The sequence below is a fragment of the Modicisalibacter tunisiensis genome, from assembly GCF_020148005.1.
GTDB classification, from domain to species: Bacteria; Pseudomonadota; Gammaproteobacteria; order Pseudomonadales; family Halomonadaceae; genus Modicisalibacter; species Modicisalibacter tunisiensis.
The window spans coordinates 754445-766756 of the sequence record NZ_JAGXFD010000001.1 but is presented as its reverse complement, the minus strand read 5'-3'; the positions used below and the strand labels follow the sequence as shown (position 1 = coordinate 766756).

At 68.8% G+C, this 12312-nt stretch carries 9 protein-coding genes; 4 read left to right on the top strand and 5 right to left on the bottom strand.

Annotated features, from left to right (window positions below):
• The first annotated feature begins 87 nt into the window (after positions 1–87).
• Positions 88–882, top strand: a complete 795-nt coding sequence (locus KGQ91_RS03580; RefSeq protein ID WP_224420280.1) for a peptidylprolyl isomerase — start codon at positions 88–90, stop codon at positions 880–882.
• Between the two features lie 78 nt (positions 883–960).
• A complete protein-coding gene (locus KGQ91_RS03575) occupies positions 961–1359 on the top strand; it encodes a putative zinc-binding protein (protein ID WP_224420279.1) in 399 nt (132 codons plus the stop codon).
• Positions 1360–1899: 540 nt separating this feature from the next.
• On the opposite strand, the gene ftsH is transcribed toward KGQ91_RS03575, so the two are convergent.
• A complete protein-coding gene (gene ftsH / locus KGQ91_RS03570; protein ID WP_318010239.1) occupies positions 1900–3780 on the bottom strand; it encodes an ATP-dependent zinc metalloprotease FtsH in 1881 nt (626 codons plus the stop codon).
• 402 nt (positions 3781–4182) lie between these two features.
• Here ftsH and KGQ91_RS03565 point away from each other — a divergent pair, with 402 nt between their 5' ends.
• Entirely contained in the window at positions 4183–4992 is an 810-nt protein-coding gene (locus KGQ91_RS03565) for an alpha/beta fold hydrolase (protein WP_224420277.1), read from the top strand.
• On the top strand, positions 4989–6026 hold the full coding sequence (locus tag KGQ91_RS03560; protein ID WP_224420276.1) for a GGDEF domain-containing protein: 1038 nt from the start codon (positions 4989–4991) through the stop codon (positions 6024–6026). The genes KGQ91_RS03565 and KGQ91_RS03560 overlap by 4 nt, the downstream gene beginning before the upstream one ends.
• A gap of 129 nt (positions 6027–6155) precedes the next feature.
• Here KGQ91_RS03560 and KGQ91_RS03555 read toward each other — a convergent pair whose 3' ends face one another.
• Genes KGQ91_RS03555 through pgaA form a run of 4 tightly spaced genes read right to left on the bottom strand, consistent with a single transcriptional unit; the run spans position 6156 to position 12076 of the window.
• On the bottom strand, positions 6156–6452 hold the full coding sequence (locus KGQ91_RS03555) for a hypothetical protein (RefSeq protein WP_224420275.1): 297 nt from the start codon (positions 6450–6452) through the stop codon (positions 6156–6158).
• Positions 6442–7707 (bottom strand): poly-beta-1,6-N-acetyl-D-glucosamine synthase, encoded by a 1266-nt coding sequence (gene pgaC / locus KGQ91_RS03550; RefSeq protein ID WP_224420274.1) that lies wholly within the window; start codon positions 7705–7707, stop codon positions 6442–6444. Before pgaC ends, KGQ91_RS03555 begins: the two co-directional genes overlap by 11 nt.
• Positions 7704–9662, bottom strand: coding sequence for a poly-beta-1,6-N-acetyl-D-glucosamine N-deacetylase PgaB (gene pgaB / locus KGQ91_RS03545; protein WP_224420273.1), 1959 nt, complete (start codon positions 9660–9662; stop codon positions 7704–7706). Before pgaB ends, pgaC begins: the two co-directional genes overlap by 4 nt.
• Positions 9659–12076, bottom strand: a complete 2418-nt coding sequence (gene pgaA, locus KGQ91_RS03540) for a poly-beta-1,6 N-acetyl-D-glucosamine export porin PgaA (RefSeq protein WP_224420272.1) — start codon at positions 12074–12076, stop codon at positions 9659–9661. Before pgaA ends, pgaB begins: the two co-directional genes overlap by 4 nt.
• Positions 12077–12312: the final 236 nt, after the last annotated feature.

The following is a 12312-nucleotide window of genomic DNA, read 5'->3' as shown; positions in this document are numbered from 1 at the left end:
TTGCCATCCATGGCAAAAGACCCTCGCTCCACCCTGTCCCCGGCCTCTCCGTCAGCAACGCCTTGAGAGCCATTCGAGATCATGACCATGCAACAGATTGCCATCGAAACCCTGCCGGGCGGCGGCGCGCCGATCCGCGTCGGCGAGATCGCCATCGACGAAGCCGAGATCGCCCGCGAGATGCAGCACCACCCGGCCGACAGCGCCGACGGCGCCCGCGAGGCCGCGGTGCGGGCCCTGGTGGTCCGCGAGCTGCTGCGCCAGCGCGCGCAGGTGCTGGGTCTGGAAGGCGATGACGAGGCCGCCGTCGCCGCCCTGCTTGAGCAGGAGCTGCCGATTCCCGAGCCCGACGAGGCCGATTGCCGACGCTACTTCGACGCTCACCGCGAGCGCTTCGGCGAGCCGGCGCGGCTGTCGGTGCGCCATATCCTGCTGGCGGCGGCCCCGGACGATGCCGAGGCCCGCGACGCCGGCTATCGCCGGGGCATGGCGTTGATCGCCGAGCTCGAGGAGCATCCCGAACGCTTCACCGACCTGGCCCGCCGCCACTCCGCCTGCCCCTCGCAGGAAGCCGGCGGCGAGCTGGGCTGGCTCACCCCGGGGCAGACCGTTGCCGAGCTGGACCGCGCCCTGCAGACCCTGCCCGAGGGCCTGCACGACCGGCCGCTGGCCTCGCGCTACGGCTGGCACCTGGTCTGCATCGATGAGCGCCGCGAGGCCCGCCCGCGCCCCTTCGAGGCGGTCGCCGAACGGGTGCGCCACACCCTGTGCGAACAGGCTTCGCGCCGCGCCCTGCGCCACTACCTGCTGGCCCTGGAGGCCGAGATCGGCGTCACCGGGTTCCGGCTCGACGACGACGCCGAGGGCGCGTTGATGCAGTAACGATGGAGTAACGCAGGCCGGCCGCCGTGCCGGGGTTCCGTCACTGTCCCGCTGCTACGGGCGGGGAAGGAGGTTGTCATGACACGCGATGCATCCACCCGGCCGCCCCTGGTCTACTCCTGCTCGGGGTGTTCGGATGTCGCCCAGCTGGCCAACGCGGTGGCGCTGCGACTCGACCACGCCGGCACCGCCGAGATGTCGTGCATCGCCGGTGTCGGCGGCGGCGTGCCCGGGCTGGTGAAGACGGCGCGCTCGGGGCGGCCGATCGTCGCCATCGACGGCTGCCAGATGCACTGCGCCAGCCACTGCCTGGCCAACGCCGGGGTGACGCCCACCGAGCACGTGCGGCTCTACGAGCGCGGCCTGAAGAAGCGCAAGGGGCGCCTCTACGATGAGGCGACCATCGCCGCGATGACCGAGGAGGTCGGCGAGTTGATCGCCCGCCTGCCGATTCCCGACGCCCCGGCGGCGCGGTAACCGGACCGGGTGACAAAAAAAGCGCCCTGCCAATGACTGACAGGGCGCACATGCAGGGAGTCTCGTCATGCCGGCCATTCCGCTGGCCGGTCTTGCCGTTCCTGGTGACGGTATCGTCCTGATACCGGGGCCTTCCTGGCCGTGGCCTCCTTGCCGGCGATCGTCCTGATCGCGACGAGCAATGTTACACTAGCACACAATAGTTAACATTGTGACCCGATAGGGTGATTTTCCTTTCAGGCCATAGAGCCTGCATGTTGATCCATATCTCGTGCGGTCATGGAAAAAGGCGACAAGGTCGGCCCCGTGGGGCCGATCCTGCCGTAGCGCTGCGTTTCCGTGCCGACTTCAACGAGCCTCCTGCTCGTACATCCCTGGTTGCTGAGCCATCCGTTGCTCGGTCTTCCCTGTGGGGCTCTCCCTTGCCCGACACCGCACACTCTCGCAGCTTGCAGTGGATGTCGATTTAACCTGGGTTATCAACACGAAGAAAAATTCGTGATTTCTCGCTATCGCTGTTTTGCCGTGGATTGACTCAGGCTAAGAGTCAGAGGCGGCGTCGGAGGGCGAAGAGCCGCTATTCGCCGGCTCCGCGGGGGCGGGCAGGGCCTGGCCGGGACGGGGCCGGATCGGCGGGAAGTCCTGCGCGGTGAGGGTTTCCCGCTCCAGCAGCAGGGCGGCGCCGGCCTTCAGGTCGTCGCGGCGCGCCTCGAGAATGCCCAGGGCCCGGCGATAGGCCTCGTCGACCAGCTGGCGCACGGCGAGGTCGATCTCGCGGCCGGTGGCCTCGGAATACTCGCGCGGCTGGGCCATGCCATAGGTCTCGCCGAGGAAGGCGTGGCGCTCCTCCTCGTAGACCACCGGCTCGATGCCCTCGGCCATGCCGAAGCGGGTGACCATGTGGCGGGCGATCTCGGTGACCTTGGCCAGATCGTCGGCGGCGCCGGTGGAGATCTCGTCGAAGATCAGGCGCTCGGCGGCCCGGCCGCCCATCAGCACCGTCATGCGGTGCTTGAGCTCGGTGGTGGTCTGCAGGAAGCGGTCCTCGGTGGGGCGCTGGATGGTGTAGCCCAGCGCGCCGACCCCACGCGGGATGATCGACACCTTGTGCACCGGGTCCATGTCCGGCAGCGCGGCGGCGACCAGCGCATGGCCCATCTCGTGGTGGGCGACCACCTCGCGCTCATGGGCATTGAGCAGCCGGCTCTTCTTCTCCAGCCCGGCGACGATGCGCTCGATGGCGTTGGTGAAGTCGGCCATGCTCACGGCCTCCGCCCCGCGACGGGTGGCCAGCAGCGCCGCCTCGTTGACCAGGTTGGCCAGGTCCGCCCCGGTGAAGCCCGGGGTCAGCGCCGCGATGTGGTCGAGATCGACGTCGGCGGCGAGTTGCTGGAGCTTGCCGATGTGCACCTCGAGAATCGCCTTGCGCCCCAGACGCTCGGGGCGGTCGACCAGCACCTGACGGTCGAAGCGGCCGGCGCGCAGCAGCGCCGGGTCGAGGATCTCGGGGCGGTTGGTCGCGGCGAGCAGGACGATCCCCGAGGCGGTGTCGAAGCCGTCGAGTTCGGTGAGCAGCTGGTTGAGGGTCTGCTCCTTCTCGTCGTGGCCGCCCATCACGCTGGGCCCGCGGGCGCGGCCCAGCGCATCCAGCTCGTCGATGAAGATGATGCAGGGCTTGGCCTTGGCCGCCTGCTCGAACAGGTCGCGGACCCGCGCCGCGCCCACGCCGACGAACATCTCGACGAATTCCGAACCGGAGATCGAGAAGAACGGCACCCCCGCCTCGCCGGCCACCGCCCGGGCCAGCAGGGTCTTGCCGGTGCCCGGCGGGCCGACCAGCAGGATGCCCTTGGGTATCCTGGCGCCGAGCCGTCCGTAGCGCTGCGGGTCGCGCAGGAAGGCCACCACCTCCTTGAGCTCGTCCTTGGCCTCGTCGACGCCGGCCACGTCGGCGAAGGTCACCCTGGTGGCGGTCTCGACGTAGACCTTGGCCTTCGACTTGCCCAGGGTCATCATCCCGCCCATTCCCTGGCTGCTGGCCAGGCGCCGGATCACCAGCGACCACAGCACGAAGAAGAACAGCACCGGGATCACCCACGACAGCAGGGTGGTGAAGAAGGTGTTCTCGCGGGTGCCGTCGAAGGTCACGCCGTACTTCTCGAACGTCGCGGCCAGCGCCGGGTCGACGCGATTGGTGGTGAAGCCGGTGCGGCCGTCCTGTCCGGGCGTCTTGAAGGTGCCGGTGATCTGCTCGCTGCCGACCTTGATGGTGGCGATGTCGCCGGCCTCGAGCCGTTGGGTGAACTCCGAATAGGGAATCGGCTCCCGGGAACGCCATTCGAGATAGGCGTTCTGGATGATCAGTATCAGCACGAAGGCCGCGATCGCGTACCACAGGTGAATCTGGTTGCGCCTGTCCATGTCCCGCCTCCCTCCGGATCGCCCTGTCTCCGGTTCAGTGTATGTCACCCTGCGCCGGTCTCGGGGTTGTTTCCGGGCAGCCATGACGCCGGCGGGGCTACGGGAAAGGCATACCGGCCTCGGGCGCCGATTGCGTTGACGTGGGTCAATCCCTGTGGGAGCGGCGCCGGTCGAGGTGGCGAGACAGGTCGACAGTCGTGGCGCGTCTTTCCGGATGTATCGCGTCACAGTTGTCGCTTTTTTGCGACGAACCGATCCTCAGGCTATGGCGCTCCTGCCTCGAGTCCGATTAGGCTGGTTCAGGCCGCCATCAAGGCCATTGTTGATGGTCAAACAAACATTTGACCGTGGCTACGGGAACGGCCTTGCATTGACTCGATAGTTTTCAACCCTGGCGGTCACATGAAAAGAACAGCTTCGGACAAGGGAACCCACGGGATTAGCATCACGGGCAGCGGCCGGTTACCGGTCCTGCTGGTCAACGGCTTCGGCTACGAGCAGAGCCTCTGGCAGCCGCTGTGCGAGCAGCTGGGCGGGGACTATCGGCTGATCCGCTTCGACCACGCGGGAACCGGGCGGGCCATCCGCGAGGCCACCGAGCTGGCGAACTACACCACGCTCGATGCCTACGCCGACGACCTGCTGGTGCTGGTCGAGTCGCTCGGAGATGAGCCGTTGGTGGTGGTGGGGCATTCCATCGGCGGCATCATCGCCATGCTGGCGGCGCGACGGTGCCCCGAGCGGTTCCGCCAGCTGATCATGATCAATGCCTCGAGCCGTTATCTCAACGACGCGCCCGACTATCACGGCGGGTTCGAGCCCGAGGATATCCATGCCCTGCTGGACATGATGGAGCAGAACCACTTCGACTGGGCCGGGCGCATGGCCGCCGACGTGATCGGGGTGTCGGCACCGGCGCCGGCGGAAGCGCAGCTGCGCGAGCAGTTCCTGGCCACCGAGGCGGTGGTCGCGCGGCGCTTCGCCGAGGTGCTCTTCTTCAGCGATACCCGCTCGCGGCTGGCCGAGGTGACGGTGCCCGTCGTGGTCGCGCAGACCGATGGGGACGCCGTGGTATCCCGGGAGGGGGCGGAGTACCTGGCCGCGCAGCTGCCGAACGCGCGCCTCGCGTGGCTGCCGGTCGAGGGGCACTATCCGCAGATCCGCGCGCCGGAGATGCTGGCCGACGCCCTGCGCGCCTGGATCACGGCATGAGGCCGGAAGCGCCACGGAGGGCGGACGACACCCTCACGGCGTGGCTGACGGCGCCCTGCGGACTGATGATCACCTCGCCCTCGGGCGAGGTGGTGGCGGCCAACCAGCGCCTGCACGACTGGCTGGGGGTGCCGGCGCTGGCGGGCGAGGCCCTGGAAGACTGGCTGACGGCGAGTGCCCGCACCCTGCTGCACTGGCATGTGGTGGCGCAGCTCGAGCAGGCGGGACAGGCCGAGGAGGTGCATCTGGCGCTGAAGACCGCCGGGGGCGGGGAGATCCCCGTGCTGTGCGGCATCGAGCGCCGCGGGGCGGCCGGGCAGGCGCAGTGGCACTGGGCGCTGATGCCGATCCGGCGCAAGAGTCGCCTCGAGCGCGAGCTGATCCAGGCGCGCCGGACCACGGAGCGCGCGCTGCAGGACAAGGTCGCCGCGGTGGCGGAGCTCGAGGCGCTGAAGACCGATCTGGAAGCCCACCGCCGGGAGCTGCTCGAGCAGAATCGCCACCTCGAGCACTGGGCCTACAGCGACGCCCTGACACGCCTGAAGAACCGGCGCGCCTTCAACGAGACGCTCGCCGCCTGGCTGAAGGAGGCCGAGGACGGCGAAAGCGCGCCGCTGACGCTGGCGCTGATGGACATCGATCATTTCAAGGCCATCAACGACCGCCATGGCCATCCCGAGGGCGACCGGATCCTGGAGCAGCTGGCCGGGCTGATGCGAGCGACCTTCCGCGATCACGACGCCATCTTCCGGGTCGGCGGCGAGGAGTTCGCCGTGCTGCTGCCCGAGGCCGATGCCCGCCAGGCGTGCAGCGCCATGGAACGCCTGCGCCGGACGGTGGCCGCGCACGCCTGGTCGATCGATGCCGACGTGACCCTGAGCGTGGGGCTGGCCGACCGTCAGGCGCATGACGGCTTCGACAGCCTGTTCGTCCGCGCCGATCACGCCCTCTATCGTGCCAAGCGACACGGCCGCAATCGCATCGAATGCCACGACTCGCCTCCCGATTCGTGCTCCGGGCACAGCGAGCGGTGATCTTCTCCCGGCAGGCTGTTCGCCCGGCGCCCGGCCGTGGGAGCGACGTCAGTCGCGATGCAGACGCCACCGGACCGCCGCCGAGCGCGATCCCGCCCGGCGGCCCCGGCCTCTGTTGCCCGCTTCGGGTCACGCGTGTCGAGTCGCAATCCGCTGTCGCCAGCGGAACAGCAGGCGTTCGTAGATCACCCAGCTGTGCAGCAGGAAGAACACGCCGACGAAGTCCAGCGCGGTGAGCTTGAGCACGGCCAGGGCATAGGCCTGCTCGATCAGGAATTCACTGCTCGCCAGCGTGCTCCAGATCTGGAGGGCGAACAGACCCCACAGGCCCAGGGTGGCCATCACCAGGGCGGTATCGCGCAGCCGGTAGCTCAGGCTGCGGCGTCCGGGATTGTCGATGATCATCGAGCCGAGTTCATGGTTCACGGAAGCGCTCTCCTCTGTCAGGGCTGGTCCAGATGGCAAGCTGCCCACGGCGGCGCACCACGGCCTTGGGGAAGGCCACCACCACGGTGGCCATGTTGATCAGCCAGTAGAAGAACGGGTACCAGATGCACCAGAACAGGCACTTGAGCATGGCCCGGTCGTACCGGCTGTCGATGAAGAAGCTGACCGCGAACTGCAGCAGGCAGAGCATGACCAGCAGGCCGCCGGACCAGCGCAGCAGCGCCTCCAGCGGCGACCAGCTCGAGACCGGCGCGGCCATCGCCAGATCGACCACCCACAGGGTCGCCAGGACCAGCATGCCGTAGCACCAGGTCACGCTGATCACGTACTCGACGAGCAGCGGCCAGAAGCGGCGGTTGCGCCAGTGCAGGGCGGCGCCCAGGTGGCGCAGGAAGGCCTCGGCGCCGCCCTGGGCCCAGCGCAGGCGCTGGCGGTAGAGGCCGCGCAGGGTTTCGGGCATCAGCACCCAGCAGACCGCCCGGGGCTCGTAGCGCACCTGCCAGCCGGCGAGCTGCAGCTTCCAGCTGACGTCGATGTCCTCGGTGATCATGTCGGTGCTCCAGGCGCCGACCTGCTGCAGGGCGCTCCGGCGGAAGGCGCAGACCACCCCGGAGATGGTGAACACCATGCCGTAGATGCGCTGGGCACGCTTGATCAGGCCGATGATCGACGAGAACTCGCCGGTCTGGATCTTGCCGATCGCGGTCGAGCGGGTACGCACCCGGGGGTTGCCGGTGACGCTGCCCACCCGGGGGCTCTGGCGGAAGTGCGCCACCATCCAGAACAGGGCGTCGTAGTCGAGCACGGCGTCGCCGTCGATGCCCACCACGATCTCGCCGTGGGCGTGGTGCAGGCCGTTGTTCATGGCCGCGGCCTTGCCCTGGTTGGCCTGGTGCAGCACCGTGAGGTTCGCGTACTGCCGGGCCAGGGCGTCGAGCCGGGCGCCGGTGTCGTCCCGGGAGCCGTCGTTGATGGCGATCACCTCGTAGTTGAGGTAGTTCTGCCGAAACAGATGGCCGATGGTCTCGTCGATGTGCGCGGCCTCGTTGTGGCAGGGCACCAGCACCGTCACCCAGGGGTCGTCCTCCCGCGAGGGGGTCACCATCTCGTGGGCCTGTCGGCGCTCCCAGTGGAAGTAGTAGTAGAGGCCGCCGGAGATCCAGATGGTCGCCATCAGGCTGGGATAGCCGACGGTGAACAGCACCAGGAGTTCAAGCAGTTCCGTGGACGTCATGGCCGGGCTCCCAGGCGGGCGGTCAACGAGAAGTTGCGGCGCAGCACGCCCGCGTCCGGATGGTTGTTGAGGAAGTCGTCGGGGTAGTAGCCGTAGTTGCGCACGCCGGCCTCGCGGATCACCTGCATCCAGCGTCCCAGCGTGGCGCTGGGCACCGGTGACTTGTCGCGCCAGTCGGTGGCCTGCAGCTCGAAGACCAGCTTGTCGCTCGGCACCCGGGCCAGGGCGTCGCGGGCCAGCCGACGCAGCCACAGCTCGTCGTCGTTGGCGCCCTCCATGTAGGGCATCGCCATCACCGCGGTGTAGTCGTAGGCGTCGGCGAAGGCCTCGAGGTCCTGGGCGAACCAGGCGCGGCTCTCGGGGTCGAGCACCACCGGCGCGTAGACGTTACGGGCCGTGCGCAGGGTCCGCTCGTCGTGCAGGCGGTAGCGGTCGGCGGCCTGGGCCAGCTGCTTCGTGAAGTCGATCAGAAAGCGTGTCTTGTGCTGCGTCCAGCGCGCCATCAGTGCCTTGTCCTGACGGATCAGCGAGACCCCGGGGGGCAGCCCCCACTTCTGGTGATACCAGGCCAGCGCGGCGGTGCCGGCGTCCTCGTAGTCGCTGAAGAAGCCGTCGTCGTGGAACAGCAGGCCGTCGAACTTGGTGTACAGGCCCAGGTCCTCGTAGATGTCGTCGATGATCCGGCGATTTTCCGCCACGTAGGGCGACAGGCGGCGATAGTTCTGCGGGTTGGGCTTGCCCAGCCGCAGGTCGCTGACGTACTGGTAGCCCGGCCCCAGGTTGAAGGCCATCACCGGCATCCAGGCGTAGACCTGGACGCCGGCACGCTTCTTCAGCTGCCAGGCGACGCGATTGAACAGGTCGGCCTTGACCGGCATGTGGCGGTTGGGGAAGTACAGCGCCTCGGCGACGCCGTTGCCGTCGGCGTCGGCGAAGGCCTGCAGGTAGACGGTACTCACCCCGTAGGCCTTGATGCGGTCGAGCAGCCGGTCGAGGTTGTGCGCCTGCTGGGCGGGATCGGGGTCGTAGACGTAGTCGAGGTCGACATGCACGATGCGCTTGGTCGTGCGGTCCCAGGTCCTGCCGGCGAAGATCTCTTGCAGGTACTGCAGGGAGGTCTCCTGGTCCACCAGATAGCGGCCCATGGCCCGGGTGCCGTCGTCGATGTTATCCATGCGCGAGATCAGGTTGAAGGTGGTCGGCATGCCCGCGTCGGCGGCCATCTGCAGGGTGGCCTCGCTGTAGGCGCCGTAGGGCCAGACCATCGCCCGGGCCGGGTGGCCCAGCTCCTGGCGCATGCGTTCCTGGGAGCGACGGAAGTCCTCGCGGATGCGGGCGCGGTAGGCGGCGGCATCCTCGTAGCCCTGCGGCGTCCAGGCACTGGTCACGGCCGCCGGCTGCTGGTTGCCGAAGGGGTTGCCCACCAGCCCGTAGTGCAGGGCGTAGGTGTGCGAGGCGATCTCGACCCGGCCCGAGGCGTCCATCTCGCGCAGCTGGTCCCAGGTCATGAAGTGCGAGCGCGGCAGCCGGTCGTTGCCGTACAGCACCTGCTGGCCCGGCGGCACGTCCAGCCAGCTGCCGACGATGGCGGCCACCGCCGGGTAGTTGTAGAGCTTGAGCAGCGGATAGACGATGTCGTAGAAGCTGCGATAGCCGTCGTCGAAGGTCAGCAGCACGGCCCTGTCCGGCAACGGTTGCTTGCCGTCGCGGGCGTCCAGCACCTGCTGCAGGCTGACCGGCCGGTAGCCCAGCTCGGCGATCAGGTTGAAGTGCTGGATCAGCATGTTGCGGGTGATCGTCTGGGGGTAGAGCTTCTGGTTCGGGGTGCGATCCAGATCGACGATGTCGTGATAGCTGATCACCGCCACGTCGCCGGGCTGACGGCCGGCGAACGCCGGGGCGGCGAGGGCCAGGGTCAGGCACAGTGCCAGCAGGGCAAGCAGCCGCGTGTTCACAGGAACCTCCATTCGATGCCGGCGGTGATGAAGTTGCCGTATTCCGGGTCGCCGTCGTAGACGGCCTTCTGCCGCGAGATGCCGTAGCTCACGATCAGGTCGGGCTCGAGGCTCCACTGGTGGGCGTAGCCGATCTGCCAGGTGGCGTCGCTGCCGTAGTTCTCCTCCCAGTAGTTGCCGCCGCCGAGGGTCAGCGTCTGGGTGAAGCCCTTGCGGTAGCCCAGCGGCAGCAGGTAGCTCAAGGCGAGCTGGCCGCTGGTGCTGATGTCGCTGGCGGGGTTGTAGTAGCTGGCCTCGACGGTGTCGTTCTGCGAGCCGCCGACGAACAGCTGGCCGTTGAGCCGCCAGGCGTCGTGATGGATCAGGTCCTCGTCCCAGTAGGCGAAGACCTCGCGACGCAGGTTGCCGTCGTCGAAGTCGGTCAGGGCCAGACCCAGGCCGCCCTCGCCCTTCTCGTCGCGCCGGTACCTGGCGCCGAGGCTGTAGCGGTCGGCCCGCACGTCGTCGTTGAGGGCGCGCAGCGGGGTCTGGGCGGTATTCAGCTCGGCGCTGGCGTTGATCGACCAGAAATCCGAGAAGGCGTAGTTGAAGCGGCCCCAGGCCAGCCAGTCCTCGTTGAGCTGAGCGCCCCGGCCCACCGCCAGGGAGAGCGTCGCCGGGTAGAGGTTGAATTCGTAGCCGGCGGCATCGTAGGCGGCGTACAGATTGTCGCCGTTGTACTTGCCGTAGATGCCGATGCGCTGGGCGAAGAAGCGCGAGCCGGCGTCGTTGCGCGGGGCATCGAGGCGGGTCTCGTAGCGCCAGTCGCGGGAGCTCTGCACGCCGTTGCCCTGGGTGTCGCCCCGCTCGGCCTGGATCGACAGCTTGCCGGCGCGCTGCTCGCGCCAGTCGCGCTCGAGGCCCTCGAGCGCGACGCTGGGCGGGCGAGTCGCGACTTCCTGCTTGATGGCGGCGACCGTGTCACGCCACTGCCCGCGGTCGAGGCGCGCGCCGAGAATGCCGTAGTCGGCCGCCTGGCGGCTGTCCGGCGGTCGGCGGTCGGCGGCCTCGCGATAGGCCTGCTCCGCCTGGCGCGGCCAGCCGCGCCAGCGGTACAGGTCGCCCTTGATGCGCCACAGCGAGGCACTGCCGGGGGCCTCGGCGAGGTAGTCGTCGAGCTGCGCCTCGGCGCCGTCCTCGTCGCCGCGCCAGGCCGTGAGCATGACCTCCAGGTAGCGCACCTTCTCGAAGTTGGGGTTGTCGATGCGCCGGGTGCCGGTGAAGTCCCAGCGGGTGGCCGGCTCCTCGGCCTTCCAGCGCTCGAGGAGGTCGTTGGCCCGGCCGTACTGCTGGGCGTCGGCGTAGGCGTAGATCAGCGATTCATAGAGCGGGTGATCGACGTCGCGGGCCTTGCCGGGGTTGGAGGCCACCAGCGACTGGTAGAGGCGTCGCGCCTCGCCGGGGCGCCCCAGGCCGCTCAGGGCGTCGGCCCGGGCTTCCTGCACGTAGTTGGGCAGCGGGCCGTAGCGGGTCTCGAGCGTGGCGGCCAGCGCCTCGGCGTCGCGGAAGCGGCGCAGGGTCGCCAGGGCGACGACCTTGTCGTACTCGGCGCGCTGCACCAGCCCGGGGGCGGAGCGCTCGTCGGCGATGACCGCGTTCAGCCCCGCCAGGCCCTGCTCGGCATGGCTCAGGTCGCCGGTGCTGTCGGCCAGGCGCAGGCTGGCGACCGCATCGTAGTAGCGCAGCCAGAGCCGGTCGGCCTCGGTGAAGACATCGGGATGCTCGCTCATCATCCGCTGGGCGGCGGCGCTGGCGCCGAGGGTGACGGCCAGCCGGTAGAGCGCCTTGACCTCCTGGTCGTTCTCGGGCTGGCGCTCGACCAGACGCTGGCGGGCCTGCAGCTCGCCAAGGGTGTTGTCGGTGCGCGCGGCCAGGTAGGCACGGGCCTCGAGGTACTCGTCGGTACGGCCGAAGGTTTCCTCGTAGCGGGCCAGTGCCCAGCCGGCCGACTCGACGTTGCCCAGGTCGGTATGGGTCAGCGCCAGCCCCAGCCAGCCCTGGGGGTTGTTGGGGTCGCGCAGGGTCAGCTCCCGGAAGAACTCCTGGGCGCGCTCGGGGCGGCCGAGCTGGCGCGCCGCGCCGCCCAGGGCGACCAGGCTGGTCTCGGAGTAGTCCTCGGCCCGGCAGGGGCCGCAGGCGTTCAGCGCCTCCTCGAGCCGGCCGGCGCGCACCAGCAGCGCGATCAGGTCGTCGAGGACCCGCGTGTCGCCGGTGCGCGCGTAGAGCGCCTTGAGGCCGTCGATCGCCGCATCGCGCTCGCCCTGGCGGGCCTTGACCACCCAGGCCTCGCGCTGGGCATCCGTGCTGCCGCTCTGGGCCAGGGCGGCGGGTGCACCGAGCAGCCCCGACAGACAGACCAGTGTCCCCAAGGTCATCGACCGCTTGTTCATCGCACGCCCCCACACTGTTGCCTGAAGATCCCGTGCCCGGCCGCCTGTTTTCGTACCTGCGCCTGAACCGGCGAGTGATGCGTTCGGCGTTAGCGGGCTGACAAACGCGTTACAAAGCGTTAAATCCTCATGTCAGGATACGAGGGCCGGCGAGGGCGCCCAACCTGACATTGACCCATCGCCAGGCTGATTTTGCGTTGCAGTAAAACGCCGGAAATCAG

What these genes read in the sequence shown, in the direction of transcription:
- KGQ91_RS03580 (WP_224420280.1), top strand. Translation starts at nt 88, where the DNA reads ATGCAACAGATTGCCATCGAAACCCTGCCGGGCGGCGGCGCGCCGATC.
- KGQ91_RS03575 (WP_224420279.1), top strand. Translation starts at nt 961, where the DNA reads ATGACACGCGATGCATCCACCCGGCCGCCCCTGGTCTACTCCTGCTCG.
- ftsH (WP_318010239.1), bottom strand. Translation starts at nt 3,780, where the DNA reads ATGGACAGGCGCAACCAGATTCACCTGTGGTACGCGATCGCGGCCTTC.
- KGQ91_RS03565 (WP_224420277.1), top strand. Translation starts at nt 4,183, where the DNA reads ATGAAAAGAACAGCTTCGGACAAGGGAACCCACGGGATTAGCATCACG.
- KGQ91_RS03560 (WP_224420276.1), top strand. Translation starts at nt 4,989, where the DNA reads ATGAGGCCGGAAGCGCCACGGAGGGCGGACGACACCCTCACGGCGTGG.
- pgaC (WP_224420274.1), bottom strand. Translation starts at nt 7,707, where the DNA reads ATGACGTCCACGGAACTGCTTGAACTCCTGGTGCTGTTCACCGTCGGC.
- pgaA (WP_224420272.1), bottom strand. Translation starts at nt 12,076, where the DNA reads ATGACCTTGGGGACACTGGTCTGTCTGTCGGGGCTGCTCGGTGCACCC.